The organism is Ideonella sp. (assembly GCF_041918995.1).
GTDB lineage: Bacteria > Pseudomonadota > Gammaproteobacteria > Burkholderiales > Burkholderiaceae_C > Ideonella.
Genome location: NZ_JAYRUN010000001.1, coordinates 113,375 through 139,696 on the forward strand (window position 1 = coordinate 113,375; position 26,322 = coordinate 139,696).

General features: G+C 72.3%; 28 protein-coding genes. 15 read left to right on the plus strand and 13 right to left on the minus strand.

All coding sequences use genetic code 11. The features are described 5' to 3' along the window. Window positions 1-27 precede the first annotated feature (27 nt). Together glyA and nrdR are read left to right on the plus strand one after the other, a co-directional pair. Window positions 28-1,278, plus strand: coding sequence for a serine hydroxymethyltransferase (gene glyA, locus ACE3UN_RS00550; RefSeq protein WP_374672947.1), 1,251 nt, complete (start codon window positions 28-30; stop codon window positions 1,276-1,278). Between the two features lie 41 nt (window positions 1,279-1,319). After that, on the plus strand, window positions 1,320-1,763 hold the full coding sequence (gene nrdR, locus ACE3UN_RS00555; protein ID WP_374673183.1) for a transcriptional regulator NrdR: 444 nt from the start codon (window positions 1,320-1,322) through the stop codon (window positions 1,761-1,763). A 33-nt stretch (window positions 1,764-1,796) separates the two neighbouring features. Here the strand turns inward: nrdR and ACE3UN_RS00560 are convergent, their stop codons facing one another. The 7 genes from ACE3UN_RS00560 to ACE3UN_RS00590 all read right to left on the minus strand — a co-directional run bounded on the left by ACE3UN_RS00560 (window position 1,797) and on the right by ACE3UN_RS00590 (window position 9,223). After that, window positions 1,797-2,255, minus strand: a complete 459-nt coding sequence (locus ACE3UN_RS00560; protein WP_374672948.1) for a type IV pilin protein — start codon at window positions 2,253-2,255, stop codon at window positions 1,797-1,799. Between the two features lie 32 nt (window positions 2,256-2,287). Beyond that, entirely contained in the window at window positions 2,288-5,929 is a 3,642-nt protein-coding gene (locus ACE3UN_RS00565; RefSeq protein ID WP_374672949.1) for a pilus assembly protein, read from the minus strand. 77 nt (window positions 5,930-6,006) lie between these two features. Beyond that, window positions 6,007-6,561: a hypothetical protein gene (locus tag ACE3UN_RS00570; protein WP_374672950.1), complete on the minus strand. Its 555-nt coding sequence runs from the start codon at window positions 6,559-6,561 to the stop codon at window positions 6,007-6,009. Continuing rightward, window positions 6,558-7,451: a PilW family protein gene (locus ACE3UN_RS00575; protein ID WP_374672951.1), complete on the minus strand. Its 894-nt coding sequence runs from the start codon at window positions 7,449-7,451 to the stop codon at window positions 6,558-6,560. The genes ACE3UN_RS00570 and ACE3UN_RS00575 overlap by 4 nt, the downstream gene beginning before the upstream one ends. Before the next feature lie 2 nt (window positions 7,452-7,453). Further along, the gene (gene pilV / locus ACE3UN_RS00580) at window positions 7,454-8,044 is read right to left on the minus strand and encodes a type IV pilus modification protein PilV (protein WP_374672952.1); all 591 of its coding nucleotides are present in this window, start codon (window positions 8,042-8,044) and stop codon (window positions 7,454-7,456) included. Next, window positions 8,044-8,550, minus strand: a complete 507-nt coding sequence (locus ACE3UN_RS00585) for a GspH/FimT family pseudopilin (RefSeq protein WP_374672953.1) — start codon at window positions 8,548-8,550, stop codon at window positions 8,044-8,046. The genes pilV and ACE3UN_RS00585 overlap by 1 nt, the downstream gene beginning before the upstream one ends. Window positions 8,551-8,656: 106 nt before the next feature. Continuing rightward, a complete protein-coding gene (locus ACE3UN_RS00590) occupies window positions 8,657-9,223 on the minus strand; it encodes a GspH/FimT family pseudopilin (protein ID WP_374672954.1) in 567 nt (188 codons plus the stop codon). A 111-nt stretch (window positions 9,224-9,334) separates the two neighbouring features. On the opposite strand from ACE3UN_RS00590, the gene ribD reads away from it, so the two are divergent. The 11 genes from ribD (at window position 9,335) to ACE3UN_RS00645 (ending at window position 18,536) form a co-directional block, all read left to right on the plus strand. Further along, complete coding sequence (gene ribD, locus ACE3UN_RS00595) at window positions 9,335-10,450, plus strand: bifunctional diaminohydroxyphosphoribosylaminopyrimidine deaminase/5-amino-6-(5-phosphoribosylamino)uracil reductase RibD (protein WP_374672955.1); 1,116 nt, start codon at window positions 9,335-9,337, stop codon at window positions 10,448-10,450. Window positions 10,451-10,507: 57 nt separating this feature from the next. Then, entirely contained in the window at window positions 10,508-11,605 is a 1,098-nt protein-coding gene (gene ribBA / locus ACE3UN_RS00600) for a bifunctional 3,4-dihydroxy-2-butanone-4-phosphate synthase/GTP cyclohydrolase II (protein ID WP_374672956.1), read from the plus strand. A 54-nt stretch (window positions 11,606-11,659) separates the two neighbouring features. After that, window positions 11,660-12,124 carry a 6,7-dimethyl-8-ribityllumazine synthase gene (ribH, locus tag ACE3UN_RS00605; RefSeq protein ID WP_374672957.1) on the plus strand — a complete coding sequence of 155 codons (465 nt, stop codon included), beginning with the start codon at window positions 11,660-11,662 and terminating at the stop codon, window positions 12,122-12,124. After that, window positions 12,121-12,603, plus strand: coding sequence for a transcription antitermination factor NusB (gene nusB / locus ACE3UN_RS00610; RefSeq protein ID WP_374672958.1), 483 nt, complete (start codon window positions 12,121-12,123; stop codon window positions 12,601-12,603). The genes ribH and nusB overlap by 4 nt, the downstream gene beginning before the upstream one ends. 8 nt (window positions 12,604-12,611) lie before the next feature. Then, complete coding sequence (locus ACE3UN_RS00615) at window positions 12,612-13,832, plus strand: pyridoxal phosphate-dependent aminotransferase (protein ID WP_374672959.1); 1,221 nt, start codon at window positions 12,612-12,614, stop codon at window positions 13,830-13,832. A gap of 75 nt (window positions 13,833-13,907) precedes the next feature. Beyond that, window positions 13,908-15,536 carry a serine/threonine-protein kinase gene (locus ACE3UN_RS00620; protein WP_374672960.1) on the plus strand — a complete coding sequence of 543 codons (1,629 nt, stop codon included), beginning with the start codon at window positions 13,908-13,910 and terminating at the stop codon, window positions 15,534-15,536. Further along, the gene (locus tag ACE3UN_RS00625; RefSeq protein ID WP_374672961.1) at window positions 15,533-15,931 is read left to right on the plus strand and encodes a TssQ family T6SS-associated lipoprotein; all 399 of its coding nucleotides are present in this window, start codon (window positions 15,533-15,535) and stop codon (window positions 15,929-15,931) included. Before ACE3UN_RS00620 ends, ACE3UN_RS00625 begins: the two co-directional genes overlap by 4 nt. Window positions 15,932-16,013: 82 nt before the next feature. Next, entirely contained in the window at window positions 16,014-16,427 is a 414-nt protein-coding gene (gene ybgC, locus ACE3UN_RS00630; protein ID WP_374672962.1) for a tol-pal system-associated acyl-CoA thioesterase, read from the plus strand. After that, window positions 16,424-17,116, plus strand: coding sequence for a protein TolQ (gene tolQ / locus ACE3UN_RS00635; protein ID WP_374672963.1), 693 nt, complete (start codon window positions 16,424-16,426; stop codon window positions 17,114-17,116). Before ybgC ends, tolQ begins: the two co-directional genes overlap by 4 nt. 13 nt (window positions 17,117-17,129) lie before the next feature. After that, entirely contained in the window at window positions 17,130-17,558 is a 429-nt protein-coding gene (gene tolR, locus ACE3UN_RS00640; RefSeq protein WP_374672964.1) for a protein TolR, read from the plus strand. A gap of 60 nt (window positions 17,559-17,618) precedes the next feature. Beyond that, window positions 17,619-18,536, plus strand: a complete 918-nt coding sequence (locus tag ACE3UN_RS00645; RefSeq protein ID WP_374672965.1) for an energy transducer TonB — start codon at window positions 17,619-17,621, stop codon at window positions 18,534-18,536. On the opposite strand, the gene ACE3UN_RS00650 is transcribed toward ACE3UN_RS00645, so the two are convergent. The 4 genes from ACE3UN_RS00650 to ACE3UN_RS00665 are packed head-to-tail and all read right to left on the minus strand — an operon-like array spanning window position 18,527 to window position 21,037. Next, on the minus strand, window positions 18,527-19,000 hold the full coding sequence (locus ACE3UN_RS00650; RefSeq protein ID WP_374672966.1) for a DoxX family protein: 474 nt from the start codon (window positions 18,998-19,000) through the stop codon (window positions 18,527-18,529). The genes ACE3UN_RS00645 and ACE3UN_RS00650 overlap by 10 nt on opposite strands. Beyond that, the gene (locus ACE3UN_RS00655) at window positions 18,997-19,881 is read right to left on the minus strand and encodes a putative DNA-binding domain-containing protein (protein WP_374672967.1); all 885 of its coding nucleotides are present in this window, start codon (window positions 19,879-19,881) and stop codon (window positions 18,997-18,999) included. Before ACE3UN_RS00655 ends, ACE3UN_RS00650 begins: the two co-directional genes overlap by 4 nt. Further along, a complete protein-coding gene (locus ACE3UN_RS00660) occupies window positions 19,878-20,735 on the minus strand; it encodes a DUF692 domain-containing protein (RefSeq protein ID WP_374672968.1) in 858 nt (285 codons plus the stop codon). The genes ACE3UN_RS00655 and ACE3UN_RS00660 overlap by 4 nt, the downstream gene beginning before the upstream one ends. Further along, window positions 20,735-21,037: a DUF2282 domain-containing protein gene (locus ACE3UN_RS00665; protein WP_374672969.1), complete on the minus strand. Its 303-nt coding sequence runs from the start codon at window positions 21,035-21,037 to the stop codon at window positions 20,735-20,737. Before ACE3UN_RS00665 ends, ACE3UN_RS00660 begins: the two co-directional genes overlap by 1 nt. Window positions 21,038-21,132: 95 nt before the next feature. Between ACE3UN_RS00665 and ACE3UN_RS00670 the strand changes: the two genes are divergently transcribed. Both ACE3UN_RS00670 and ACE3UN_RS00675 read left to right on the plus strand, forming a co-directional pair. Then, on the plus strand, window positions 21,133-21,744 hold the full coding sequence (locus ACE3UN_RS00670; protein WP_374672970.1) for a sigma-70 family RNA polymerase sigma factor: 612 nt from the start codon (window positions 21,133-21,135) through the stop codon (window positions 21,742-21,744). After that, on the plus strand, window positions 21,741-21,950 hold the full coding sequence (locus tag ACE3UN_RS00675; RefSeq protein WP_374672971.1) for a zf-HC2 domain-containing protein: 210 nt from the start codon (window positions 21,741-21,743) through the stop codon (window positions 21,948-21,950). The genes ACE3UN_RS00670 and ACE3UN_RS00675 overlap by 4 nt, the downstream gene beginning before the upstream one ends. A gap of 14 nt (window positions 21,951-21,964) precedes the next feature. On the opposite strand, the gene pcp is transcribed toward ACE3UN_RS00675, so the two are convergent. Both pcp and ACE3UN_RS00685 read right to left on the minus strand, forming a co-directional pair. Then, on the minus strand, window positions 21,965-22,621 hold the full coding sequence (pcp, locus tag ACE3UN_RS00680) for a pyroglutamyl-peptidase I (protein WP_374672972.1): 657 nt from the start codon (window positions 22,619-22,621) through the stop codon (window positions 21,965-21,967). After that, entirely contained in the window at window positions 22,614-26,309 is a 3,696-nt protein-coding gene (locus tag ACE3UN_RS00685) for a hydantoinase B/oxoprolinase family protein (RefSeq protein ID WP_374672973.1), read from the minus strand. Before ACE3UN_RS00685 ends, pcp begins: the two co-directional genes overlap by 8 nt. Window positions 26,310-26,322: the final 13 nt, after the last annotated feature.

Below are 26,322 nucleotides of genomic sequence, written 5' to 3' on the forward strand. Positions count from 1 at the left end.
CGACCGCCCCGTCCTGAAGGAAACCTCATGTTCGACCGCTCGCAATCGACGATCGCCCACGTCGACCCCGACCTCTGGGCCGCCATCCAGGCCGAAAACCGCCGCCAGGAAGAGCACATCGAGCTCATCGCCTCGGAGAACTACACCTCGCCGGCCGTGATGGCCGCGCAAGGCTCCCAGCTCACCAACAAGTACGCCGAGGGTTATCCCGGCAAGCGCTACTACGGCGGCTGCGAGTACGTGGACATCGTCGAGCAGCTCGCCATCGACCGCCTGAAGCAGCTGTACGGCGCCGGCTTCGCCAACGTGCAGCCCAACTCCGGCTCCCAGGCCAACCAGGCCGTGTTCTTCGGCCTGCTGCAGCCGGGCGACACCATCATGGGCATGAGCCTGGCCGAAGGCGGCCACCTCACCCATGGCATGGCGCTCAACATGAGCGGCAAGTGGTTCAAGGTGGTCAGCTACGGGCTGGACGCCAACGAGGCCATCGACTACGACCAGATGGAGCGCCTGGCGCACGAACACAAGCCCAGGCTCATCATCGCGGGCGCCTCGGCCTACAGCCTGCGCATCGACTTCGAGCGCTTCGCCAAGGTGGCCAAGGCGGTCGGCGCCTACTTCATGGTCGACATGGCCCACTACGCTGGCCTCATCGCTGCGGGCGTGTACCCGAATCCGGTGCCCCATGCCGACGTGGTCACGTCCACCACGCACAAGAGCCTGCGCGGGCCGCGCGGCGGCATCGTGCTGACGAACAGCGAAGACATCGCCAAGAAGATCAACTCGGCCATCTTCCCCGGCATCCAGGGCGGCCCGTTGATGCACGTCATCGCCGGCAAGGCGGTGGCCTTCAAGGAAGCGCTGGCGCCGGAGTTCAAGGCCTACCAGACCCAGGTCGTCGCCAACGCCAAGGTGCTGGCTCAGACGCTCATCGAGCGCGGCCTGCGCATCGTCAGCGGCGGCACCGAGAGCCACGTGATGCTGGTGGACCTGCGGCCCAAGCACCTGACGGGCAAGGAAGCCGAGGCCATCCTGGGCAGCGCCCACATGACCTGCAACAAGAACGGCATCCCGAACGACCCGCAGAAGCCCATGGTGACCAGCGGCATCCGCCTGGGCACCCCGGCGATGACCACCCGCGGGTTCAAGGAAGAGCAGGTGCGCCAGACGGCCCACTTCATCGCCGACGTGCTGGACAACCCGCACGACGAGGCCACGCTGGCCCGCGTGCGCGAGCAGGTCGCCGCCCTCACCCGCGCTTTCCCGGTCTACCGTTGAGCCGCGGCCACCCGAGTGCCTGCCCGCCTGGCCGTTGAATGATGCGCTGCCCCTACTGTGCCCATGCCGACACCCAGGTCGTGGAGACCCGGGAATCGGACGAGGGCGACGTGGTGAGGCGCCGCCGGCGCTGCGGCAAGTGCGACAAGCGCTTCACCACCTACGAGCGGGCGGAGATCGCCCTGCCGGCCGTGGTGAAGCGCAGTGGCGCGCGGGTGGAGTTCGACCCCGCCAAGCTGCGCGCCTCCATGACGCTGGCACTGCGCAAGCGCCAGGTGAGCATCGAGCAGGTGGATGCCGCCATCGAGCGCATCCAGGACAAGCTGCTGGCCAGCGGCCTGCGCGAAGTGCCCTCCACCCGCGTGGGCGAGCTCGTCATGCGCGAGCTCAAGCGCCTGGACAAGGTCGCCTACGTCCGCTTTGCCTCCGTGTACCGGAGCTTCGAGGACGTGGACGAGTTCAGCCGGCTCATCAAGGAAATCTGAGCCGAAGCCCGCGGCGCGATGCCGCGGGGACGATCAACGCCAGCACTCCGCCACGTTGTCGGTGGAGGTGCCCTTTTCGCCGCGGTGCGTGAGCGTCAGGTTCCCGCACGCCTCGTCGTCATGAGCGGGATCCGCCGTGAGTTCGTAGCCGCGGCCGTCGTCGTCTACATCGATGGTGATGGTGTAGTCCGCCGTCGCGGCCCCCTTCGGTGAACTGCCGAGCTTGGCGTCATCCAGCAGGGTCTGCACGTCGTCCGTCTCCCCGAACGAGTTGTTGGCGTTGTAGTAGCGCTGCATGAACTGCGCCGCTTCCATCATCACCGTGGTGGCGTCGCTGCGTTTCCCGCGCCGCACCTGCTCGGTGTAGGCCGGGTAGGCGATGGCGGCCAGGATACCGATGATGGCCACCACGATCATCAGTTCGATGAGGGTGAAGCCGGCGGTTCGGGCCGGCCGCCCGGCCGGCCCGAAGGCGTAGGTGCGATGCGTCATGGCGTGAATGTCGGTGCGCGCGTGGCCCATGGTCAACCCCCGGTGGGCGGGTTCACGATCTGCTTCCAGACACGGTCCTTGGGACCATCCGAGGACGTGCACGGCACGCGGGCCTGCTGCACGTTGCCGGTGGTGTCCACGAAGTAGTAGGTGCGCCAGCCGTTCACGCATTCCGAGTCCGTCGGCGGATCGCCACCATCGCCACCGCCGTCCAGGATGAGGCCATCCCGGCCGTCGGCCAGCGCCTTCTTGCCCTGCACCACCTGGTCTTCATCGTCGATGTCGCCATCGCCGTCGGTATCGAACACCGGGTCGGTGAGGACGCCACCATCCACCGCACGCAGCAGGAAGTTGTAGCCCTCGCCGGTGGACACGTCGCACTGCTCCGCCGGCGCGGCCGGCACCAGCGAGCTGAAGTACACGTACTCACCTGCCAGCACCATGGAGGGGTAGATGACACGCTGGCGGCTCCACGGCAGGTCGATGAGCCAGCCCTTGTGCGTGTTCCAGTCCACCTCCTTCGAGTCCACCTTGTAATAGGTGCCGTTGTCGTCGGTGATCGGGTCCGTGAGGATCGTCTGCACCTGCAGCGCGCTTCGGTCGGGCGAGATGCTGTTGAAGGGGCTCGAGTCACCGACGGAGGACGCGCCGACCTCGGTCGGATCCCAGACGCCATAGTAAGTCTGCGTTTCCGAGTCCAGCGAGTCGGCCTCGTCGACCAGCTTGCCGGTGCCGAAGAGCACCACGCGACCGCGTTCGCCGTGCGCCACGTACACCGGCGGTGCGGTGATCGGCTGGCGCTGCCCGCCCGCATCGGTGGCGACGAACAGCGGCTCGCCACCGAAGCCGGCCTTCCAGTCGGACGGCGCCCCGCCTTCGAAGTCGAAGCGCCACAGGTTGCCCTTCATGTCGCCCGCATAGGCGCCCACCACCTCACCCGTGGTGGCGTCGCGCATGAGCGACACGCCCATCAGGCCGGTGTCGCCGCCGGTGGCCACGGTGATCTTCTTGTCGATGTTGCCGGTTTCGACATCCACGACGAGCAGCACGGCGTTGCCGTTCGTGCTGTACACGCCGTTGCCGACGAAGATCTTCCAGCCACCGTTCTTGACCTTGCCGGCGGCGAAATCCGCAAACATGTAGCCGATGTCGGCATCCGTGGCGCCGGTTTTCTCCCACAGCACGGTGCTGGCCCCGAAGTCGGTGGCCGTCGGTGTGCCGTAGGCGGTGGGAATGCGCAGCGTGAAGAACGACTTGCCGCCCGCGCCCATGGCGCCGACCACCACGTTGGTCCATTGGCCGCCGATCTTCACGTCGGTCTCCGTCATCGGGCCGTCCACGAAGAAGCGGTGGAAGTTGTCGTTGCCACCGTAGTCCTTGTCCGCGATGAGCTTCAGGTTCGGCAGGCCGGTGCGCGGCAGGTAGCCGAACACCTCGGTGCCGTCGCTGCCGCGGAAGAAGTGCAGCATGCCGCCGTTGCCGCCCACGACGACCAGCGGCTCCAGCCGACCGGTGCGCTTGCTCACCAGGTAGTCGGTGTAGCTGCCGTCGATCGCCGAGTAGCCGTGGTTCAGGTAGGAGCCCACCAGCACCGGCGGCGAGTTCACGAAGTCGCCCAGCACCTTGCCGCCGCGGTCGCGGTACAGCTTGCCGTCACCTTCCTGGCTGTGGTCGCCGCGGATGAAGTTGGTGAGCGTCTCGGTGCCGACCAGCGCCTGGTTCACCGAGCCCATGCCACCCGTGCCCCACTTGAACTGAACGCCCGAGGTGCCGTCCCAGGTGAACAGGTTGCGGTTGGCGGCGGCAGGCACGGCGTCGCTGGCCTTCCACTTCAGGCTTTCCTGCTTGCCCGTCTCGGACAGCTCGTAGGCCTCCACGTCGCCATACCAGGACACCGACTTGTACTTGGGCACGTACTTCACGTTGTCCGCCGCGGTGAAGGGCATGGCCACCGACACGCCGGCCTCCTTGGCCTCGCTGCCCGCGGCCTTGCCGAAGGCGTCCACCAGGGCCTCGGTCAGCTCCGTGACGTTGGACACCGAGTAGAAGTCGCCTCCCGTGTTCACGGCCGCATGCCACATGTCGTCGATCTTCTGCGGGCTGCCGGAGGTGGGGTTCGGCCACTTCACCGCGCCGCTCTTCAGCAGCGCGAGCGTTTCCGCCTTCTTCTCCGCCGTGGACGAATCGAGCGTGCCCTTCACCCCGAAGCCCACCATGAACTGCGTCAGGTGCTGCCAGAAGGCAATGTCCCCGTCGACCGTCCACACCTTGTTGTCGATGGTGGGGTCCAGGTCGTTGACGAAGTACTTCATCGCCACGTCGGCCAGGGTGTTCGACACCGTGGGCGGGCCGTCGATGTACGGCTTCTCCGCCGTGTAGCGTGTGGGCGTGTAGCCGTTCGGGTTGGCGCCCGCATAGTCGGGGCCATTGACCCCGTCGACATCCCCTGCACCGCTGTAGCTGTCGTTGTAGTAGCCGTCCGTCATGAGCAGGCTCACGGACCGGCGGCAGGCGAGCTTGGCCGAGCCTGCGGTGCCCGGGTCCTCCAGCCACGGGCTGCCACCCTGCGTGCTGCTGTCACGCTTGAAGTAGCTGCCCACCTCGTCCAGCGCCGTGCGCAGCGGCGTGCTGGGCCAGGACAGGATGTTCTGGACGCCCGTCAGCACGGTCTGCATGCGGGCCGCGTTGAACTGGCGGATCGGCCCCCCGTTCGCAGGCGTCTCGATCACCGAGAAGTTGATGCCGTCGATGTTGGACTCGGAGGTCTTGTTGATGCGTCCCCAGCCCACACGCAGCTTGTCCTTGAAGGCGTACAGGGACTCCGACACGGCGCCCTTGGTGAGCAGCTCGCGCATGCGGTAGTAGGTGAACCAGTTCGCGAAGTTCTGGCGCTCCTCGGTCTGCGTGCAGCGTGTGCCCGCGCAATCGGTGCGGTTCGGGTGCTTGGTGGTCGGCGCGTGTTCCCCATCCACGTTGATGTCGTAGCGCGTCCAGTTGGCCGCCACATCCGGATTGCCGCCGGCCTTCAGGCGGTACACCAAGCCGGGGTAGAAATCGCGGGACTCATCGACGTAGCTCGTGGGCCCGGTGTACCAGCGCGTCTTGCCCGTCAGCTTGGCGGTGAGGTTGATGGTGCCCGAGTTGTAGATGGGATCGAACCGCGCGGCCGAGGCGATGGCGTTCGCCATGCGGGCGCTGCCATCGGGCTTCCACCACGGCTGGTAGCGCACGTCGGGGTTGTAGAAGATCTTGTTGACGTCGGGCGAGCGGAACCGCCGCTGGAAGTTGGTTTCCCCGGTGCCGCCCTTGACGGACGTGACCGTGCCGTCCAGGTAGTTGCCGGTGTCCCATGCCCAACCCTTGGGCGGCGTGCTGCAACTGGCCTTGGCGTCGGAACAGAGCTTGCGCCAGTCACCGGGGAACGCCGAGACCCAGCCGCTGATCAGCGAGCCCGTCCAGCCGTTGAGCGTGAACGAGCCCTCGGGCACATAGTCGGCCAGCATGGAGCCCGAGTCGTCGATGGTGACCATGACGTTGGGCGTCGGTGGGTCGGACACCCGGCTGGACAGCGGGATCTGCGCGGGTTCGGCGGCCAGGGCGGCGCCGGACGCGGCAGCCAGCAGCAGGGCGCCGAGCCAGGCGCGGCGGGCCACAGGAGATGTAGAGAGCGACATGGGGACCTCGTGAGTCGGTCGGGTCGGTCGGGTCGGCCGGGTCAGTCGTTGATGGTGGAACGTGGCGCGCGTGTGCATCATTCGTAGACCACGCGCGACTGCAGCCACACGACGGACCCGGAAGCCGGGTTGCCGTTGTCGTCGGCGGAATAGTCCGGGCTGAAGCCCCGGGCGGTCACGGCGAACTGGCGGTCATCGCCCCCTGCCGTGTTGTTCAACTGCTCCACCATGCACTGGGGCCGGTTCTCGGGGCTGAAGCTGCTGTCCGCGGACGCCATCCAGTCCTCCGGCACAGTGTGCACGTTGGCGTCCGCCCAGTTGGCCAACGTGTTGTAGAACGCCGGCGCGTCCGCAGCCGTCGTGTGCAGCTTCTCCATGTCGGAGCCGTCGGACGGCGTGCTGTCGTTCAACAGGCGCTCGCAGTAGGCCAGGCCCAATTGCGCCGCTTGGGTCGCCAGGGACTGGACGCGGGTGTTATTGGCGATCAGGTCGGAATTCAGGGCACCCCGCATGACCGACACCGACGCCAGGCCGATGATGACCAGCATGACCAGCGCCACGAGCAGGGCCACCCCCTGCTGCGCTCGGGGAATGCGCTGCAGCGCCCGACCGCGGGAACGGAGCGTATTCACAGGTGGCCCTCCTGCCGGTTGGGCAACATGATGGTGGTGGTGAACGAGCGGATCATCCGGCGGTCCGAGTCACCATCGGGCGCGTCCGCCTTGTCGCCATCGCAGTTGGTGTACTGCGTGGTCGTGTCGAGCACGTTGTCGGCGCTGGCCACGGTCACGCACAGCCGCACGGACACCGCCCAGTCGAACAGCCGGGTGTCGGCACCGCGGATCGCCGCGGCGTCCATGTAGCGCACCACACGCCCCTCCTGCTCGGGCTCCGAACAGGGGCTGACCGGCACGCCCGCCGGGGTGCATGCCACGCCGTACTGGATGCGCATGTCGATGACGTTGTCCACCAGGGCGGCCGAGCTGTCGTTGCCCGGGCCTCGGCAGTGCAGCGCGCCGTCCTGGATATAGAAGCGTTGGTAAGCCGGCCGGACGCCACCGCTGTCGGGGATCTCATTGCCCAGGCAGTCCAGCGGCACGCCACCGGCTGACACGGCGCTGTTCTGCGCGTCGGCTTCGTAGCTGACCGCGATGGCGTGCGGCCCGTCGCCCTCGCTGCAATCCAGGGTGCCCAGGGTGGCGCTCGGGTCCTCAAAGGTGTTGTTGCAGCCGCTCAGCGTGTTGTCACGCCCGCTGTTCCCCGTGGCACTGAGGAAGCCGGTGGCGTCCGAGCCCTCTGGCACGATGTAGCTGGTGGCCGCGATCGCCGAGCGCATCACGCTCAGCGCGATGCTGGCGTCCTCGGTGATCTGGGACATGGCGCGTGTGTTGCGGCTGGACAGGCCGCTGCCCACGTAGGCCGCGAACATGGCGCCAATGACCACCAGGCCGATGACCATGGAGATCATCAGCTCGATGAGCGAGAAGCCCGCCTGGCGGAGCGCAAGTCGGTGTGCGTGCATGGTCACAGCCCCACGCGGAAGAAGGCGCAGCGCGGCTGCGGGGTTTGTCCGCGGAAGGCCTCCGGACATTCGTTCTCAGCCACCGGCTGGTCGTCATCGGCATCGGGATCCAGCCAGGCCACCCAGATGTCAGCGGTGAAGTTCCTTCGGCTGTCGGCGCCCACGGCGGCCAAGGGCTCGGACACGGACACGAAGCCGGCGCCGCCCGGCAGGCCGGTGAACACGGCGTGCGCCCAGGCGGCCCGGTCCTGCGCCGCGATTTCATCCACGCGGCACTCGGTGGCGATGTCGCACGCCGCCGGATCCGCCGGCTCGTCCGCCCAGGTGTCGTAGCCACCGGTCATGTCGTAGTTCGTCAGCGCTCCCCCCGCCAACCGGTCGTCCAGCGCGGCCTTGTTGGCACGGATCCGGTCCGCCATGTCATTGGCCAGCAGGGTGGCCACTGCGCGGAACTCGCTGGTGCGGCCGTAGCGCGACGCCGTGGCGAGCAGGCCGGCCATGGCCAGCACACCCAGCGACACGATGAGCATCGCCACCAGCACCTCGATCAGGGACACGCCGCGCTGCCGGCGCCCCGGTGTGAGCCGATCCATCAGGAGCTCCCCTTGGTGACCTGCACCTTGCCCTGCACGTCGAGCTGCACCACACGCTGCAGGTTGGTGTCGCCACCCGTGGGCACGAAGGTGAAGCCGCTGCCGCCGCCGTCGGAGACCAGGCCATTGGGGGCGAAGGTCACGGAATCCGCGTCCGCATCGACATGGTCCATCGCACGCAGGCCGTTCTGCACCTTCAGCAGGTTGTCGCCCGCCGAGATGATCCAGCCCGCGGCCCAGTCTTCCCCGCAGGTGGAGCCGTCGCTGCTGGCGCAGACGGTGATGCTGGCAGACCGCTTGACCGCCTCCGACCGCGCGAACCGCAGATCGGATGCCAGCTCGTCGGCGTTGCCGGCCGCGGCCTGTTCGGCCAGGAAGCTGGTCATCGCGGGTGCGGCAAGCGCGACGAGCACCGCGGCGATGGCGAAGGTGACGAGCATCTCGACCAGCGTGAAGCCGGACGGACGCCGCCGACGGGTCGTCGAGGGATGCGGGAAACGGTCCATCTGGCCATGATCGGCCTGGCAGCCCCCCCCGGGCGGCCCGCGACGGACGAACGGCGAGCGCTCGCCGACGAGCGGCGCGCCGGGCGGTGCCCGGCGGCACGGGCCGTCAGTCGCAGTCGGCCGTGTCCGTCAGCCGCGGCCGGCCGGTCCGGTTCACGCAGACGAGCACCGACCCCGGCGCGGGCTCGTCCACCGCGGGCGCGCCAGGCGGCAGCACACGCAAGTGCCCCATGCCCGACAGCAGCACGCCGCTGGGCCGAAAGCTGAGGTAGCGATCCGTGCCGATCACCGAGCCCGACGGCTGCGGCGCGACGGCCACCGACACCACGCGGTCGGCGCCATCCACGGCCCCCCGGTCGCCGCGGTCCACGAACACCAGCCAGCCGGCGCTCCAGTCCTCGCCCTGCGGTGCGCAGGCCGCGCGGCCCTGCGCACGCGCCTGCCCATCCAGGGCGCAGGCCGTCACCGTCTCGCCGCGGGCCATGGCTTCCTGGCGTGCCAGCCGCAGGGCGGAGCGCAGCGACTCGGCCTGGGCCTGGACGACCGAGCGCTGCATGAAGCCGTTGAGGCTGGGGGCGGCGGCCGCGGCCGCCACGCCGGCCACCGCCAGCGCGACCAGCACTTCGGCCAAGGTGAAGCCCTGCGGCATGCGCAGTGTGAGGTCGGTTCGCATGGATGATGTCCTCCCGAGACGGGCGCATTCTTCGCAGCCGCCGCCCGCCGGTCGCTCCCCCTGGAGAGGGGGCGCCGCTCCCCTCCGATGGGGGCTTCGTACACTGCGCGCATGTGCCCCCCCGACCCGCCCACCGCCGACCCGATGGCCCATGCGCTGGCCCTGGCCGAGGGCGCCGTGGGCCTCAGCGAGCCCAACCCGCGGGTGGGGTGCGTGGTGGTGGCGCCCGATGGACGCTGGCTGGGCGAGGGCCACACGCAGGCCGCCGGCTCGGCCCATGCCGAGGTCATGGCACTGCGGGCCGCGCGCGCGGCCGGCGCCGACCCGCGCGGCGCCACCGCCTACGTGACGCTGGAGCCGTGCGCCCACCACGGCCGCACCCCGCCCTGCTGCGACGCGCTCGTCGAGTCGGGCGTGGCGCGCGTGGTCGTCGCCGCGGGCGACCCCAACCCGCTGGTCAATGGCCAGGGCATGGCGCGTCTGCGCGCCGCCGGCATCCAGGTGGACCGCGCCGGCCCCGCCGCCGAGCGCGCCAGCCGCGAACTCAACATCGGCTTCTTCAGCCGCATGGAGCGTGGCCGGCCCTGGGTGCGCATGAAGCTGGCCGCCTCGCTGGACGGCCGCACCGCCCTGCCCAACGGCGCCAGCCAGTGGATCACCGGCGAGGCGGCGCGCCACGACGGCCACGCCTGGCGCCGCCGCGCCGCCGCGCTGCTCACCGGCTCGGGCACGGTGCTGGCCGACGACCCGCGCCTGGACGTGCGGGGCCACCCGGTCCAGCGCCAGCCCCTGCGTGTCGTGCTGGACTCGCAGCTGCGCACGCCCCCCGGGGCGCGCCTGTTCGACGCGCAGGCGCCGCTGCTCATCGTCGGCGCCGCCCTCGACGGCGACCGTGCCGCCCCGCTGCGGGCCCGCGGCGCCGAGCTCCTGGCCGCCCCCGGGGCCGGCGGACAGGTGGACCTGGCGGCCGTGCACGCCGAGCTCGTGCGGCGCCAGGTGAACGAGCTGCATGTGGAGGCCGGCGCCCGCCTCAATGGTGCACTGCTGGCGGCCGGCTGGGTGGACGAGCTGCTGCTCTACCAGGCACCGGTGCTGCTGGGCGATGGCCGCCCCATGGCGGCCCTCGGCGCGCTCGAGCGGCTGGCCGACGCCCCCCGCTTCCGGCTGCACGACTGCACGCCCGTCGGCGACGACCTGCGCCTGCGCCTGCGCCGCGTGCAGGACTGACGCTCGCGCCATGCCCTGGCGGCCCGCCGCCACGGGCCCGCCGCCTACAATCGCGGGATGCCCATTTCCCCGATTCCCGAGCTGGTGGCCGAGCTCGCCGCCGGCCGCATGGTCATCCTCGTGGACGAGGAAGACCGCGAGAACGAGGGCGACCTGGTCCTGGCCGCCGACCACGTGACGCCCGAGGCGATCAACTTCATGGCCAAGCATGGACGCGGCCTGATCTGCCTCACGCTCACCCGCGAGCGCTGCGAGCGCCTGCGCCTGCCGCCCATGGCCACGCGCAACGGCACCGTCCATGGCACGGCCTTCACCGTGTCCATCGAGGCGGCCACCGGGGTGACCACCGGCATCTCCGCGGCCGACCGGGCGCGCACCGTGCAGGCCGCGGTGGCGAAAGAGGCCAAGGCCTCCGACCTCGTCCAACCGGGCCACATCTTCCCGCTGCAGGCCCAGGATGGCGGCGTGCTCATGCGCGCCGGCCACACCGAGGCGGGCTGCGACATGGCCGCCATGGCCGGCCTGACCCCCGCCGCCGTGATCTGCGAGATCATGAACGACGACGGCACCATGGCCCGCCTGCCCGACCTGGAGGTGTTCGCCCGCGAGCACGGCCTGAAGATCGGCACCATCGCCGACCTCATCCAGTACCGCAGTCGCAACGAGTCCCTGGTCGCGCGCGTCGGCGAACGCCCGCTGCAGACAGCCCAGGGCCTGTTCGACGCGCACGTCTTCCGCGACCGCTCGGGTGGCGTGCACCTGGCGCTGGCCAAGGGCCGCTGGGCCGAGGACGACGAGGTGCTGGTGCGTGTGCACGAGCCCCTGTCGGTGCTGGACCTGCTCGATGCCGGCCCGTCGGGCCACTCCTGGCCGCTGCCGCAGGCGCTGGCCCGGCTGCAGGCCGCCCCGCACGGGCTGGCCGTGCTGCTGAACTGCGGCGCCGGCGAGGCCGAGCGCCTGCTGGCCGGCCTGGTGCCCGCCGAAGGCACGCCGCCCGCGGCACCCGCTGCCATGGACCTGCGCACCTACGGCGTGGGCGCACAGATCCTGCGCGAGCTGGGCGTGCGCCGCATGCGCCTGCTCGGCAGCCCGCGCCGCATGCCCAGCATGACGGGCTACGGGCTGGAGGTCACCGGCTTCCAGCCTGCCGAATGAGGGCCGCGGGCCACGCCGCCGCCCCGACCGACACCCATTTCCAAGGATTCAAGAATGCAAGGTGCTGACCAGGGCCAGAGCGCTCCGCTGGACGGCGAGGGCCTGTCCATCGGCATCGTCCGGGCGCGCTTCAACGACGCCATCACCCGCGCGCTGGCCGACGCCTGCCTGGCCGAGCTGGCCGCCCTCGGCGTGGCCGACAAGCACATCACCCAGGTCACCGTGCCGGGCGCGCTGGAGGTGCCGGTGGCACTCAAGGCCATGGCCGACAGCGAGGACTTCGACGCGCTGATCGCGCTGGGCTGCATCATCCGCGGCGAGACCTACCACTTCGAACTGGTGGCCAACGAGAGCGGCGCCGGCGTCACCCGCGTGTCGCTGGACCACCAGATTCCCATCGCCAACGCCATCCTCACCGTCGAGAACGAGGCGCAGGCCCTGGCCCGCACCGCCGACAAGGGCCGCGATGCCGCCCGGGTGGCGGTGGAGATGGCCAACCTGCTGGACGACCTGCTGTGAACACCCCCACCCCCGCCCAGCCCGCCCGCCGCGCGCCGCCGGCCAAGTCGCCTCGCCGGCGCGCCCGCGAGTTCGCGCTGCAGGGACTGTACGAATGGCTCATCGCCGGCAGCGACGCCGGCGTGATCGACGCCCACATGCGCGAGCAGGACGGCTTCGCCAAGTGCGACGCCGTGCTGTTCGACACCCTGCTGCACGGCTGCATCCGTGAAGCGTCGCCGCTGGACGACGTGCTGGCGCGCCATGTGGACCGACCCACGCAGGAGCTCTCGCCCATCGAGCATGCCGTGCTGATGATCGGCGCCTTCGAGCTGCGCCAGTGCATCGACGTGCCGTACCGGGTGGCCATCAACGAGGCGGTGGAGCTGGCCAAGTCCTTTGGCGGCACCGACGGCCACAAGTACGTGAACGGCGTGCTCGACAAGGCGGCCGCCGAGCTGCGCCCGGCCGAGGTGGCCGCGGCGCGGGCGCGGCGGTGAGCGCCCCGGTGAGCGCCCCTCCGGGCGGGCCGGTTCGGCTGGCGCAGCGGCTCGACCACATCGAGCCGTTCTACGTGATGGAGTTCGCCAAGGCCGCCGCCGAGCTGGCCCGCTCGCCGGCGTGCGACCCCGCCCAGGGCGGCCGGCCGATGATCTTCCTGAACATCGGCGAGCCCGACTTCACCGCGCCCGCGGCCGTGCAGGCCGCCGCCCACGCCGCCGTGGCCGCCGGCCGCAGCCAGTACACCGACGCCACCGGCCTGCCGGCGCTGCGCGAGGCGCTCGCGCGCTGGTACGCCCAGACCCAGGGCCTGGCGATCGACCCGTCGCGCATCATCGTCACCGCCGGTGCCTCCGCGGCGCTGCAGCTGGCCTGCCTGGCGTTGTTCCAGGCCGGCGACGACGTGCTGATGCCCGACCCCTGCTACCCCTGCAACCGCCATTTCGTGGCGGCCACGGGCGCCACCGCGCGGCTGCTGCCCGCCGGGCCCGAGGCCCGCTTCCAGCTGGATGCGGCCGGCGTGCAGGCGGCGTGGACGCCGGCCAGCCGCGGCGTGCTGCTGGCGTCGCCGTCCAATCCCACCGGCACCTCCATCGAGCCCGACGAGCTGCAGCGCATCGTCGCGGCGGTGGACGCACGCGGCGGCGTCAGCATCGTGGACGAGATCTACCTCGGCCTGAGCCACGACCCCCGATTCAGCCGCAGCGCGCTGGCGCTGCCGGGGGGCCTGGGCGAGCGCGTGATCTCGGTCAACAGCTTCTCGAAGTACTTCTCCATGACCGGCTGGCGCCTGGGCTGGCTGGTGGTGCCGCCGGAGCTGGTGGCGCCCATCGAGAAGCTGGCGCAGAACCTCTACATTTGCGCCTCGGCCATCGCCCAGCATGCCGCGCTGGCCTGCTTCGAGCCCGAGTCCCTGGCGGAATACGAGCGCCGGCGCCTGGCCTTCCGGGAGCGGCGCGACTTCATCGTACCGGCCCTCGCCGAGCTGGGACTGCCCGTGCCCGTGGCACCCGATGGCGCCTTCTACGCCTGGGCCGACTGCAGTGCGCACGCGCACAGCAGCTGGGCCCTGTGCGAGCGTCTCATGCAGCGCGCCCACGTGGCGCTGACGCCGGGCCGCGACTTCGGCCCCGCCGCCGCCGAGCGCTACCTGCGCCTGTCCTTCGCCACCAGCCTGCCGCTGTTGCGCGAAGCCGTCGGCCGCCTGCGCGCCGAGCTGAATCGGTGACAAGGCGTTATTGGGCGCACGGCAGTCCACTTTTTCCGTAGTCGCCCCGCACGCCCCTTGGCTATGCTTCCCACCATGCGTTGGAACCCGTTCCGGCGAGTGCCGGCCAGGGACTCGTCCGACTCCGCCTTCGAGGCCACCGTGGCCGAGGACCTGGCGGCCAGCACGCAGGCCGGCGACGAGGCCAGCGACGCCCCCGGGGCGCCGGCCGCCGCGTCGCGCCAGCGCCGGGCCGACGTCGGCGCGATCACCCTGCCCGTCAAGCGTCCGGTGATCGGCCATGTGGGGCGTTATGCACTCAAGGCGGTGCTGGGCGAGGGCGGGCTGGGCACGGTGTACGCCGCCTGGGATCCGCTGCTGTCGCGGGCCGTGGCCGTCAAGACCCTGCGCCTGCACGCCGACCAGCCGGTGTCCGGCACCCAGGACGACCTCATCCTCAACGAGGCGCGCGCCGCGGCCCGGCTGTCGCACCCCCACATCGTCACGGTGTTCGATGCCGGCCCCTCCGAGCAGGGCATCTACATCGCGATGGAGCCGCTGCGCGGGCGCGACCTGCGGCACATGCTGCACGAGGGCTGGCGCCCCTCGGCGGTGGAAGCCGCGCAGATCGTGCGGCGCGTGGCCGACGCCCTCGCCTACGCGCACGGCAAGGGCGTGATCCACTGCGACATCAAGCCGGCGAACATCTTCATGGTGGGCCGCCGCAGCCCCAAGGTGCTCGATTTCGGCATCGCGCGCATCGCCCACCGCGACGCGCCTTCCGTGGAAGGGCCGCTCGCCGGATCGCCCTACTACCTCGCGCCGGAGCAGTTGCGTGGCGAGCCGCTGGACCGCCGCTGCGACGTCTACTCGCTGGGCGTCGTGCTCTTCGAGCTGCTCACCGGCCAGCGCCCCTTCACCGGCCAGACGCTCGAGGACATCACCGAGGCCGTGCTGCAGGCGCCCACCCCGCTGGCGCGGCAGGTGCAGCCCAAGGTGCCGGCGGCCCTGTCGGCCATTGTGGCCCGTGCCATGGCCCGCGAGCCGGCCAGCCGCTACCCGTCGGCGCGCCACCTGTCGCTGGAGCTGCGGCACTGGCTGGACCAGCCCGAGGCGCGCGCGCTGGCCGAAGACCCGGGCCATGCCCGGCGGCGCCACCTGATGCTGGGCGCGGTCGTCGCCGCCAGCGTCGGCGTGGTGGCCCTGGGGCAGGCGCTGTGGTCACGCACGGCCCCCGAGCCGGCACCGGCCGAGCCCGAACCCGCCATGGTGCAGGCGGTCGCCGAGGCACCGGTGGACGCCGCCGCGCCGCCTGCCACCGAGCCCACCGAGGCGCCCCCCCCGGCCGACAACGCACCCTCTGCGCCCGAGGCCGCGGCTTCCGCGGCCACGCCCCTGCCCACGTCGCCCGAGGCCGCCGCGTCCGCCGCCCGGCCGCGCGCGCCCGCCCGACGCACCAAGGCGGCGCCTGCCCCGGCCACCGCCGCGCCGATCGAGCCCGCGCCCGCCCCACCGCCCGGCCACGTGCAACTCGCCATCAGCCCCTGGGGCCAGGTGGAGGTCGACGGTGCGGTGGTCGGCATCGCACCGCCGCTGAGCCGGCTCAGCCTGCCGGCGGGCCGCCACACCATCACCGTCCGTAACGGCGAGTTACCACCCCTGGTTCGTGTGGTCGAGGTTTCTGCCGATCAGCCGGTGACCATCAAGCACCGATTCGAACAATGAGGACCGCCTACCGGATTGCCGCTGTCGTGTCGTGGGTGTGCGTCGCGGCCCTCACCGGCTGCGCCACGCCCGGCGAGGCGCCCAGCGTCAGCGACGCCTTCGACCGGCCCGCCGAGCGCCACCTGCTGCTGGGGCTGCGCGCCTACGACGAGGCGAACTACGCCGACGCCGAGCGCTACCTCGGCCAGGCCCTGTCGCTGAAGCTGTCCACCGCGCGCGACCGCGCCACCGCCCACAAGACGCTGGCCTTCATCTACTGCACCAGCGGGCGCACGCCCGAGTGCGGCGCCGCCTTCCGAGCCGCGCGCACGGCCGACCCCGGCTTCCAGCTGAACAAGGCCGAGGCCGGCCACCCGGTCTGGGGCCCGGTGTACGAGGCGTCCCGGCAGCCCTGAGCGGCCCGCTCCGGGGCGGCCCCGCCCGCAGGGGGTGGCTCGCGTATCATCGCCGGCTTGTCCCGCCGAGCCCGCGCCATCGATGAGCCCGCCCCATGACGCCTGCTTCGTGTTCCCGCTGCGGGTGTACTGGGAAGACACCGATGCCGGTGGCATCGTCTTCTACGCCAACTACCTGAAGTTCTTCGAGCGCGCGCGCACCGAATGGCTGCGCGCCGCCGGCTTCGGCCAGCAGGCGCTGGCCGAGTCCACCGGGGCGCTGTTCGTGGTCACCGACAGCCGGCTGCGCTACCTGAAGCCCGCCCGCCTGGACGACGAACTGCGCGTCACCGTGCAGCCGCTGCGCATCGCCGGCGCCAGCCTGCGCGTGGCGCAGCAGGCCTGGTGTGGCGAGGCCCTGCTGGTCGAAGGCGAGATCGGCGCGGCCTGCGTGGACAAGGGAACCTTCCGCCCCCGCCGCATTCCGACCGACCTTCTTGCCCGCCTCACCGCATGAACCAGGACCTGTCCATCGTCACCCTCGTGATGCACGCGAGCTGGGTCGTCCAGCTCGTCATCGCCGGCCTGCTGCTGATGTCGCTGGCCAGCTGGGCAGTGATCTTCGCCAAGCTCTCGGGGCTGGCGCGCGTGCGCCGGGCGCACGACGGCTTCGAGCAGGAGTTCTGGTCGGGCAAGAACCTCAACGACCTCTACCAGAGCGCGGCCAACCGGGCGGACAGCTCGCCCATGGAGCGGCTGTTCGCCAGTGGCATGCGCGAGTTCATGAAGCTGCGCGAGCGCCGGCTGGACGCGGGCGCGCAGCTAGACGGCGCCCGCCGGGCCATGCGCGCCAGCCTGCAGCGCGAGCTCGACGCGCTGGAAGGCAACCTCGGCTTCCTGGGCACGGTGGGTTCGGTCAGCCCCTACGTGGGCCTGTTCGGCACGGTGTGGGGGATCATGCATGCCTTCGTGGGCCTGTCCAACCTGCAGCAGGTGACGCTGGCCACGGTGGCGCCGGGCATCGCCGAGGCCCTGGTGGCCACGGCCATCGGCCTGTTCGCGGCCATTCCCGCCGTGGTGGGCTACAACCGCTTCGCGCGCGACATCGACCGCATCGCCATCCAGCTCGAGAGCTTCTCCGAGGAGTTCTCCAACATCCTGCAGCGCAACGTGGCGGCCCCCGCCTCGGCGCCCACGGTGCGGTGAAGGGGCGCCTGCCATGCCCGGCGTGATGGCCCGCAGCGGCACCGGCCGCCGCCGCACGATGAACGAGATCAACATGGTGCCGTTCATCGACGTGATGCTGGTGCTGCTGATCATCTTCATGGTCAGCGCCCCGCTGATCACCACCGGCGTGGTGGACCTGCCCAGCGTCGGCCGTGCCAAGCAGCGCCCGTCCGCCGTCGTCGAGGTCATCGTCGGCCAGGACGAGAAGCTCAGGCTCAAGGTGGACAAGGGCGAGGCCGAGCCCGTCGCCCTGGCGCAGCTGGCCGCCCGCGTGCGCGAGGTGCAGCGCGACCAGGCCGACGTGCCCGTCGTCATCTCGGCGGACCGGCAGGTGAAGTACGAGTCCGTGGTGAAGGTGATGGACACCCTGCAGCGCGCCGGCGTGCAGCGGGTGGGGCTGTCCGTCAAGCAGGGCGGCTGAGGCACGTCCTCCGACGGCCGCCCTCAGGTTCCCCGGGCACACGCGTTGCAATCCACCGGCATGGCCACCGCTTCCGGCTTCGACCCCCGCCATCCGCTGAAGTCGCTGGCGATCCCGCGCGACGCACTGCGCCCGCCGTCGTCGGACAACCGCCGGCTGGGCCTCGGGCTGTCGCTGCTGGCGCATGTGGGCCTCATCGTGGCGCTCGCCGTGGGCGTGCAATGGCGCACCGCCGACCCCGAAGGCGTGAGCGCCGAGCTGTGGGCCGCCGTGCCGCAGGTGGCCGCCCCCCGGGCGGAGCCGCCGCCCCCCGCCGAGGAACCCACTCCCGCCCCGCCTCCGCCGCCACGCGCGGCGCCGCCCCAGCCCAGCCCGGCCGAGCGTGAGGCCGAGATCGCCATCGAGAAGGCCCGCCAGCAGAAGCTGGACCAGCAGCGCCAGGAGGAGCAGGCCGAGCGCGAGCGCCAGAAGAAGCAGCGGGACGCGGACAAGCGCGAGGCCGAGAAGCGCGAGGCGGAGAAGGAGCGCCAGGAGCGCGAACGCGCCGAGGCGAAGCAGCGCGAGCAGCAGAAGCAGGAGCAGCAGCGCAAGGACCAGGCGGCCGCCGCCGCGCGCGAGAAGGCACGGCAGGACCAGCTGCGCCGCATGAGCGAGCAGCTCGGCGGCACGGGGGACGCCACGTCCACCGGCACCGCCGCCCGCAGCGCCGGCCCCTCGGCCAGCTACGCAGGCCGCCTGGCGGGCCTGATCCGCCCGAACGTCAACCACCCCATCCTGCTGCCCGGCAACCCGACCACCGAGGTGACCGTCACACTGTCGCCGGCCGGGGACATCCTCAGCGCCAAGGTGGCGCGCTCCAGCGGCACGCCGGAGTGGGACCAGGCGGTGGTCAACGGCATCATCCGCACCGGCAGGCTGCCGCGTGACGAGAACGGCAGGCTGTACTCGCCGATGACGGTGACCATCCGTCAGAACTGAGCGCGTCCGCGCAGCACACGGTCGATCGACCAGCGGCCCGGGCCCCACAACAGCAGCCCCGTCAGCAGGCAGCCCCAGAACAGGTGCTGCTGCGCGGCGGCCTCCGTCAGCTCGGGCAGGCTGATGACCGCCACCCCGTTCACGACCAGCAGCCCGGCCGCCGCAACGCGGCCCCCCAGGCCGAGCGCCAGCAGCACGGGCAGCAGCAGCTCACCCGCCGTGCCCGCCCAGGCCGCCGCCACCGGCGACAGCAGCGGCACCCGGTACTCCTCGGTGAACAGCAGCACGGTGGTGTCCCAGTCGCGCAGCTTGGTCAGCCCCGACAGGAAGAACACCCGCGCCACGTACAGGCGGGCCGCCAGCAGCGCCACAGGCTGCAGGCGCTCGAGCGCTGCCACGGCGCGCTGCGCGGCGCGCACCACCGGGCCCCCGGCGGCGCCGGGCGAAGGGACGAAGGGGATCATGTCGGCTCCTTGGAACGGTCAACGGGCTCGCAGCCGACGACCCACCCCCGGGTCAGCGCCTTCCGCCACCATGCACTGAAGTCGAAGGCGGGATCGCGCTGCCACTGCGCGGCCAGCGCCTGCCCCAGGGCCAGCCCGGCCTGCAACTCGCCATGCCAGGCCACCAGCGTGTCGTCCAGCGGCGCGACCTGCACCTGCCAGCCGCATCGCCACACCCAGGCCACCGTGCGCGCGCCATCCGCGTCCGCCGCCCGCGCCGGGTGCCCCGCCCCGAGATCGGGCCGCTCGGCGGCCACGCGGTCGGGCCGGGCATGGGCCCACCACACCGGCCACACCGGCCAGGGCGCCGCCACCGCGACGCTGCCCGGCGCGAGCCGCAGTCGCCATGACGCCGGATCGCCGTGCGCCAGCGGCGCCATCCCGCGGGCCAGGACGTCGGCCGGGGCATCCGGCGCGGTGCGGGCGGCATGCACGGCGGCCTCCAGCCGGGCCAGATCGGCCAGCCAGGGCCAGGCCGCCAGGTCAGGCTGTGCCGCGATCAGCCCGGGTGCCTCGTCGCCGAAACGGGCCAGGTCGCCCACGCGCGGCGGGTGAGCCCGCCACAGGTCGCGTGCCAGCGCCTGCGTGGCCTCCTCGCCCAGCCACTCGGCCAGCACCGGGTAACGGGCGCAGACGGCACGCCAGGCGCAGGCCTGGGCGTGTGCCCGGCCGGCACGCACCCCGTCCGACGCATCCGCCGACCCCGCCGGCCCGCGCCACGCCACCGCACCGGCCGGGCACGCGGCGGGCCGCCCGTCGGCCGCCTGCAGTGCGGCCCACAGCGCCTGCTGGCGCTGCGCCTCCGCCTGCCAGCCGGATGGGGCCCCCGATGCCGTGCTCATCGCCACAGTGCCTCTGCGCGCGCCGCCTCGGCCAGCAAGGTGTCCAGCGCCGGCAGCTGCGTGTCCCACTCGATCACCGTGGGCTGCGGGCCCAGCCGCTGGGCGGCATGCTGGTACAGCGCCCACACGGCGGGGGACACGGGCGCGCCGTGGTCGTCGATCACGAGGTCGCCACGTGCATCGTGGCCGGCCAGGTGGATCTCCCCCACGGACGCGGCGTCGATGCGGTCCACCCAGTCGCGGCAGGCCGCCAGCGGGTCGGCCTCCGCACGGTTCATGGCATTGACCATCAGGTTGTTCAGGTCGAGCAGGAGCCCGCAGCCGGTGCGGCGGGTCAGTGCATTGAAGAAGTCGGGCTCCGGCATGTCCGCGTCGGCCCAGGCCATCCAGCTGGCGATGTTCTCGACCAGCAGCGGGCGTCGCAGGCGCTCCTGCACCTGCTGCACGTGGGTGGCCAGGATGTCCAGCGACGCCTGGGTGAACGCGATGGGCAGCAGGTCCGCCGCGTGCAGCACCGGCCCGGCGGGCGACGCCACGCGGGCGAAGCAGGCGTGGTCCGACACGCGCACCGGCTCGATGCGGTCGACGAGCGCGGCCAGACGGTCCAGGTGCCAGGGATCCAGCCCGGCGGCGGAGCCCAGGCCCAGCCCCACACCATGCAGGCTCACCGGGTACTGGGTCCGCGCCGCCGACAGCGCGGCCAGCGCCGCGCCGCCGTCGCCGAAGAAGTTCTCCGAGTGAACCTCCAGGCAGGCCAGGGGAGGCAGGCGCTCCATCAGCTCGCGCTCGTGCGGCTGACGCCAGCCGATGCCGACCCAGCGACCGGGCGGGTGATGCAGCGCTGCCCCGCCCATCACATCTTCGCCTTGGCCTTGGCCTTCGCCTCCTCGGCGGTCAGGCCGCCCATGTCCTTGCACGTGCCCTTGGCCACGTACTTCCACTCGGCCGGGTCGCGGTCGGACTTGGCCTGGCCGGCGCACGAATGGGTGCCCGACAGGTTCGCGCAATCGTTCTGGCCGGCCATCGCGACGCCGAAGCACTTTTCCTTGGCGGCCGACTCGGCCTGCGCGGGGCCCGCCAGGCCGAGGGCCAGGGCCGCGCCGATGGCGGAGGCGACGAGGGTGCCCGTGGCGGGCGATGCAGGGGAACGGGACATGGGGATGCTCCTTGGTACAGGGAAGTGAAGGGATGAGAAGGTGCCCGGGACACCCAGTAGTCGCCAGGGCCGCCGGTTCCTTACACTGCGCGGCCATGCCGTCCTCTTCCACCGACCGCGCCGTGCCCCCGACCGGCTTCGCCCAGCAGGTGGAGGCCCTTCGCCCCCAGCTGATGCGTTATGCGCGCAGCCAGCTGCGCAACGAGGCGTGGGCCGAGGACGCGGTGTCGGACACCCTCCTGGCGGCGCTCGAGCGGCCCCAGGCGTTCGCCGGCGGCTCGGCGTTGCGCACCTGGCTCGTGGGCATCCTCAAGCACAAGCTGGTGGACCAGCTGCGCCGCCACGCGCGCGAGGCCACCGTGCTGGATGCCGACGACGCCCAGGACGTGGACGAGCTGCTGTTCGACGCACGTGGCCACTGGCACGAGCTGCCCGTGGAGTGGACCGCGCAGCCCGAGGCCCTGTGCCGGCAGCAGCAGTTCCTCGCCGTGCTCGACGCCTGTGTCGAGCACCTGCCCGCCACGCAGGGGCGCGTCTTCCTGATGCGCGAATGGCTGGAGCTGGATGCGGACGACATCTGCCGCGAGCTGGCGATCAGTTCGTCCAACCTCTGGGTGCTGCTGCACCGCGCGCGCCTGCGGCTGCGCGAATGCCTGCAGGCGAGCTGGTTCTCCGGCACGCCCCTGCCGAAGGGGGCTGCCGCATGAGCCGCTGGATGATCCACTGCCGCGAGGCGACGCGCCTGGTGCTGCTGGCCGAGGACCGGCCGCTGCGCTGGACGGACCGCCTGCGCCTGCGGGCGCACCTGGCGGTGTGCGCCGCCTGCCCGCGGTTCGTGCGCCAGGTGGCGCTGATGCGCTCGGCCATGGGGAACTGGCGCGCGTACCGCGACGGGGACGACGGCGAACGCTGAGCGCCCGCGCCGGCTCAGTGCGTGCGGCCTTCCGCCGCGGCGTGGTCCGGCCCCTGGTGCGCCAGTGCGACGCCCAACGCAGCGCGCACCGCCTCCACCTGCGCCGCCAGCGGCATGGACGGCGCCGGGGCCGGCAGCCTGGCCGCCTGCTCCGGCAGCCAGGGCACGTGCATGAAGCCGGCGCGCACCGCCGGCTGGTCGCGCAGCGCGTGCATCAGGGCATAGAAGACCTGGTTGCAGACGAAGGTGCCCGCGGTGTGCGACACCGACGCCGGCCAGCCGGCGGCGCGCAGGCCGGCGACCATGGCCTTGACGGGCAGGCGGCTGAAGTAAGCGGCCGGGCCACCGGGCACCACCGGCGCGTCCACCGGCTGCTCGCCGGCGTTGTCGGCGATGCGGGCATCCGCCAGGTTGATCGCCACGCGCTCCAGCGTCAGGTCCGGCCGTCCGCCGGCCTGGCCCAGCGCCAGCACCGCCTGCGGGCGCAGTTCCTGCAGCGCCTGCGCCAGCGCGCCGGGGGCCCCGCCGAAGCAGCAGGGCAGCACGCGGGCCGCCACGCGCACCCCGGCGATCACCTCGCCATCGAGCGCCTGCACGATGGCCTGGCTGGGGTTCAGGGTTTCGCCACCGAACGGCTCGAAGCCGGTCAGCAGCAGCGTCGGTTCAGGCATCGTCGGTCTCCTGCACGCCGAAGCCGCCACCGCCGGGCGTCTCCAGCACGAACACGTCGCCCGGCGCCATCGCCACGCTGGCGCGCGGTCCCAGCGGCTCCACCCGGCCGTCCGCCCGCTCGACCCGCGCGGCGCCGGGTGCCCCTGGGCCCCCCCCGTCCATGCCGAACGCCGGATGCTGATGGCCGTTGGCCAACAGCGAGGCGGTCATGGGCGCCAGGAAGCGGATGCGGCGCACCGCGCCGTCGCCGCCTCGCCAGCGCCCTGCCCCGCCGGAGCCGGTGCGGATCTCGTGGGACTGCAGGCGCACCGGGAAGCGCATCTCCAGCACCTCGGGGTCGGTCAGGCGGGAGTTGGTCATGTGGGTCTGCACGGCGGCGGTGCCGTCGAAGCCAGGGCCCGCGCCGGACCCGCCCGCCACGGTCTCGTAGTACTGGTGGGTGGCGTCGCCGAAGGTGAAGTTGCTCATGGTGCACGGGCCCGAGGCCATGACCCCGAGGGCCCCGTACAGCGCGTTGGTGAGGCACTGCGAGGTCTCCACGTTGCCGGCCACCACGGCCGCGGGCGGCCGGGGGTGCAGCAGGCAGCCCTCCGGCACGTGGATGTGCAGCGGCTTCAGGCAGCCGGCATTGAGCGGGATGTCGTCGTCCACCAGCGTGCGGAACACGTAGAGCACGGCGGCGGTGGTTACCGAGCGCGGGGCGTGGAAGTTGTGCCCGCCCTGCGGGCTGGTGCCGGTGAAATCGATGGTGGCCTCGCGCCGCTGCGCGTCGAGAGTCACCTGCACGCGGATCACCGCCCCATGGTCCATGGTCACGCTGAACGCCTGCGTGGCACGGCCCGCCAGCGACGCGATCACGCGCCGCACCGCCTCCTCGGCGTTGTCCTGCACATGCCGCATGTAGGCGGCCACGGTCTGGCGGCCGTGGCGCGCCACCATGGCATGCAGCTCCTGCACGCCCTTTTCCGTGGCGGCGATCTGTGCCCGCAGGTCCGCCAGCGTCTGCGCGGGGTTGCGCGCCGGCCAGGGCCCGCGCGCCAGCAACGCCAGCACCTCGGCCTCGCGCAGCCGGCCCTCACGCACCAGCAGCACGTTGTCGAGCAGCACGCCCTCTTCCTCGATGCGGGTGGACCACGGCGGCATGGAGCCCGGCGTGATGCCGCCGATGTCGGCGTGGTGGCCGCGGGCGGCCACGAAGAAGGCGGGCGCCGGGTCGTCCGGCTGCAGGTACACCGGCGCCACCACCGTCACGTCCGGCAGGTGCGTGCCGCCGTGGTACGGGTCGTTGAGCATGTACACGTCGCCGGGTCGCATGGCCGGATGGCGGTCGATCACCGCGCGGATGGAGTCGCTCATCGAACCGAGGTGCACGGGCATGTGCGGCGCGTTGGCGATGAGCTGGCCCGCCGCGTCGAACAGCGCGCAGGAGAAGTCGAGCCGCTCCTTGATGTTCACCGACACGGCGGTCTGCTGCAGGCGCAGCCCCATCTGCTCGGCGATGTGCATGAACAGGTGGTTGAACACCTCCAGCAGCACCGGGTCGGGCTGGCCCTCGGTCATCTCGGTGGCGGCGCCCGCATGGCGCAGCGGCGCCTGGCGCTGCAGCACCAGTTCGCCCGCCGGACCGACGCGCGCCCGCCAGCCGGCGGCCACGAACGTGGTGGCGTGCGACTCCGCCACCACCGCCGGGCCGTCCAGCGTGGCGCCGGGCGCCAGGCCCTCGCGGCGGTACAGCGGCGCACGCTGCCAGCCGGGCCGGCCGGCGGCATCGGCCGCGTGCACGGCCACGGTGTCGAGCGGGGCGGCCGCGTGGGGCGCCGGCGGGGCGCCCGCCGGCATGCCGATGGCCGCCAGGCGCGCCGTCGCCTCCACCGACACCGCCTCGATGACCAGGCCGCGGTCGGGCAGCAGGAAGGCGAAACGCTGGCGGTAGGCGGCCTCGAAGGCGCGGCGCAGCGCGTCCAGGTCGTCCGCGGTCGACGCGCCGGCGGGCCAGTCCACGGCCAGGGCGCTGTCCGTGCCGGCATAACGCAGCAGCAGGCGCCGCTGCACCGACCGCTGCCGCCCCTCCACCCCGGGGCCGTGCAGCGCCGCCATGGCCGCCGCCACCAGCCCATCGGCGCAGTGCGCCGCCTCGGCCAGCCCGGCGCTGTCCAGCGGCCGTTCGATCGCCCGCTCGCGCATCGCCGACGGGTCGGCCAGCCCCATGCCGTAGGCGGACAGCAGCCCGGCCAGGGGGTGGATGAACACCCGCGACATGCCCAGCGCGTCCGCCACGGCGCAGGCGTGCTGCCCGCCGGCGCCGCCGAAGCACTGCAGCGCGTAGCCGGCCAGGTCGTGGCCGCGGGCCACGGAGACACGCTGGATCGCATGCGCCATGCCCTGCACCGCCACGCGCAAGGCGCCCTCGGCCACTTCCTCCGGGGCCACCGGCCGCCCCGTGGCGGCGGTCATCTCGTCGGCCATGCGCTGGAAACCCTGGCGCACCACGGCGACGTCCAGCGGTGCATCGCCGGCGGGGCCGAACACCGAGGGCACCCCCGCGGGCTGCACCCGTCCGAGCAGCACGTTGGCGTCGGTCACGGTGAGCGGCCCGCCCAGGCCGTAGCAGGCCGGGCCGGGCCGCGCACCGGCGGAGGCGGGCCCCACGCGCAGCCGGCCGCCGTCGAAGTGGATGACCGAGCCACCGCCGGCCGCCACGGTGTGGATGGCCATCATGGGCGCGCGCACCCGCACGCCGGCCACCTCGGTGTCGAAGGCGCGCTCGAACTCGCCGGCGTAGTGGGAGACGTCCGTGGAGGTGCCGCCCATGTCGAAGCCGATCACCCGGCCGTGGCCCGCGGCCTCGGCCGTGCGCGCCATGCCGACGATGCCGCCGGCCGGGCCGGAGAGGATCGCGTCCTTGCCCTGGAAGCGGGCCGCCTGCGTGAGGCCGCCCGAGCTCTGCATGAACTGCAGCGGCACCCCCGGCATCTCGGCCGCCACCTGGGCCACGTAACGGCGCAGGATGGGCGAGAGGTAGGCGTCCACCACGGTGGTGTCGCCGCGCGGCACCAGCTTGCACAGCGGGCTGACCTCGTGCGAGACGCTCACCTGCTCGAAGCCGGCCGCCCGCGCCAGGCGGGCCGCGGCGGCCTCGTGCGCCGGGTGCTGCCAGCCGTGCAGGAACACGATGGCGCAGGCGCGCCAGCCGTCTGCGCGCGCCCGCGCCAGGGCCCGGCCCAGCGCGGCCTCGTCCAGTAGCTGCACCACCGTGCCGTCGGCGGCCATGCGCTCGTCGGCCTCCAGCACCTCCCCGTAAAGCGAGGCCGGCAGCACGATGTGCCGGTCGAACAGGCGCGGCCGGGCCTGGTGGCCGATGCGCAGTGCGTCGCGCAGCCCGCGCGTGGTCACCAGCAGCGTCGGCTCCCCGCGGCGTTCGAGCAGGGCGTTCGTGGCCACGGTGGTGCCCATGCGCACCTCGGCCACGCGGTCGGCGGGAATCGGTTCGCCGGGCGCCAGGCCGAGCAGGCGCCGGATGCCCTCCACCGCCGCATCGCGGTAGGCCTCCGGGCGTTCGCTCAGCAGCTTGGCGGTCGCGAGCCGGCCGTCCGGGCGGCGCGCCACGATGTCCGTGAAGGTGCCGCCGCGGTCGATCCAGAAGTGCCAGCGGCCGGGGCCGGCTTCGCCGGTGGGGGATGCGCTCATGGGCGGTCGAGTG

Bases quoted from the DNA above. Each gene is read 5' to 3' on its own strand.
- ribBA (WP_374672956.1), top strand. From the start codon at position 10,508: ATGCCCATTTCCCCGATTCCCGAGCTGGTGGCCGAGCTCGCCGCCGGC.
- ACE3UN_RS00565 (WP_374672949.1), bottom strand. From the start codon at position 5,929: ATGTCGCTCTCTACATCTCCTGTGGCCCGCCGCGCCTGGCTCGGCGCC.
- ybgC (WP_374672962.1), top strand. From the start codon at position 16,014: ATGAGCCCGCCCCATGACGCCTGCTTCGTGTTCCCGCTGCGGGTGTAC.
- ACE3UN_RS00675 (WP_374672971.1), top strand. From the start codon at position 21,741: ATGAGCCGCTGGATGATCCACTGCCGCGAGGCGACGCGCCTGGTGCTG.
- ACE3UN_RS00655 (WP_374672967.1), bottom strand. From the start codon at position 19,881: ATGAGCACGGCATCGGGGGCCCCATCCGGCTGGCAGGCGGAGGCGCAG.
- ACE3UN_RS00660 (WP_374672968.1), bottom strand. From the start codon at position 20,735: ATGGGCGGGGCAGCGCTGCATCACCCGCCCGGTCGCTGGGTCGGCATC.
- tolR (WP_374672964.1), top strand. From the start codon at position 17,130: ATGCCCGGCGTGATGGCCCGCAGCGGCACCGGCCGCCGCCGCACGATG.
- ribH (WP_374672957.1), top strand. From the start codon at position 11,660: ATGCAAGGTGCTGACCAGGGCCAGAGCGCTCCGCTGGACGGCGAGGGC.
- ACE3UN_RS00665 (WP_374672969.1), bottom strand. From the start codon at position 21,037: ATGTCCCGTTCCCCTGCATCGCCCGCCACGGGCACCCTCGTCGCCTCC.
- ACE3UN_RS00670 (WP_374672970.1), top strand. From the start codon at position 21,133: ATGCCGTCCTCTTCCACCGACCGCGCCGTGCCCCCGACCGGCTTCGCC.
- ACE3UN_RS00620 (WP_374672960.1), top strand. From the start codon at position 13,908: ATGCGTTGGAACCCGTTCCGGCGAGTGCCGGCCAGGGACTCGTCCGAC.
- pcp (WP_374672972.1), bottom strand. From the start codon at position 22,621: ATGCCTGAACCGACGCTGCTGCTGACCGGCTTCGAGCCGTTCGGTGGC.
- ACE3UN_RS00650 (WP_374672966.1), bottom strand. From the start codon at position 19,000: ATGATCCCCTTCGTCCCTTCGCCCGGCGCCGCCGGGGGCCCGGTGGTG.
- ACE3UN_RS00560 (WP_374672948.1), bottom strand. From the start codon at position 2,255: ATGACGCATCGCACCTACGCCTTCGGGCCGGCCGGGCGGCCGGCCCGA.
- ACE3UN_RS00625 (WP_374672961.1), top strand. From the start codon at position 15,533: ATGAGGACCGCCTACCGGATTGCCGCTGTCGTGTCGTGGGTGTGCGTC.
- ACE3UN_RS00645 (WP_374672965.1), top strand. From the start codon at position 17,619: ATGGCCACCGCTTCCGGCTTCGACCCCCGCCATCCGCTGAAGTCGCTG.
- pilV (WP_374672952.1), bottom strand. From the start codon at position 8,044: ATGGATCGGCTCACACCGGGGCGCCGGCAGCGCGGCGTGTCCCTGATC.
- tolQ (WP_374672963.1), top strand. From the start codon at position 16,424: ATGAACCAGGACCTGTCCATCGTCACCCTCGTGATGCACGCGAGCTGG.
- ACE3UN_RS00685 (WP_374672973.1), bottom strand. From the start codon at position 26,309: ATGAGCGCATCCCCCACCGGCGAAGCCGGCCCCGGCCGCTGGCACTTC.
- ACE3UN_RS00585 (WP_374672953.1), bottom strand. From the start codon at position 8,550: ATGGACCGTTTCCCGCATCCCTCGACGACCCGTCGGCGGCGTCCGTCC.
- nrdR (WP_374673183.1), top strand. From the start codon at position 1,320: ATGCGCTGCCCCTACTGTGCCCATGCCGACACCCAGGTCGTGGAGACC.
- ribD (WP_374672955.1), top strand. From the start codon at position 9,335: ATGTGCCCCCCCGACCCGCCCACCGCCGACCCGATGGCCCATGCGCTG.
- glyA (WP_374672947.1), top strand. From the start codon at position 28: ATGTTCGACCGCTCGCAATCGACGATCGCCCACGTCGACCCCGACCTC.
- ACE3UN_RS00575 (WP_374672951.1), bottom strand. From the start codon at position 7,451: ATGCACGCACACCGACTTGCGCTCCGCCAGGCGGGCTTCTCGCTCATC.
- ACE3UN_RS00590 (WP_374672954.1), bottom strand. From the start codon at position 9,223: ATGCGAACCGACCTCACACTGCGCATGCCGCAGGGCTTCACCTTGGCC.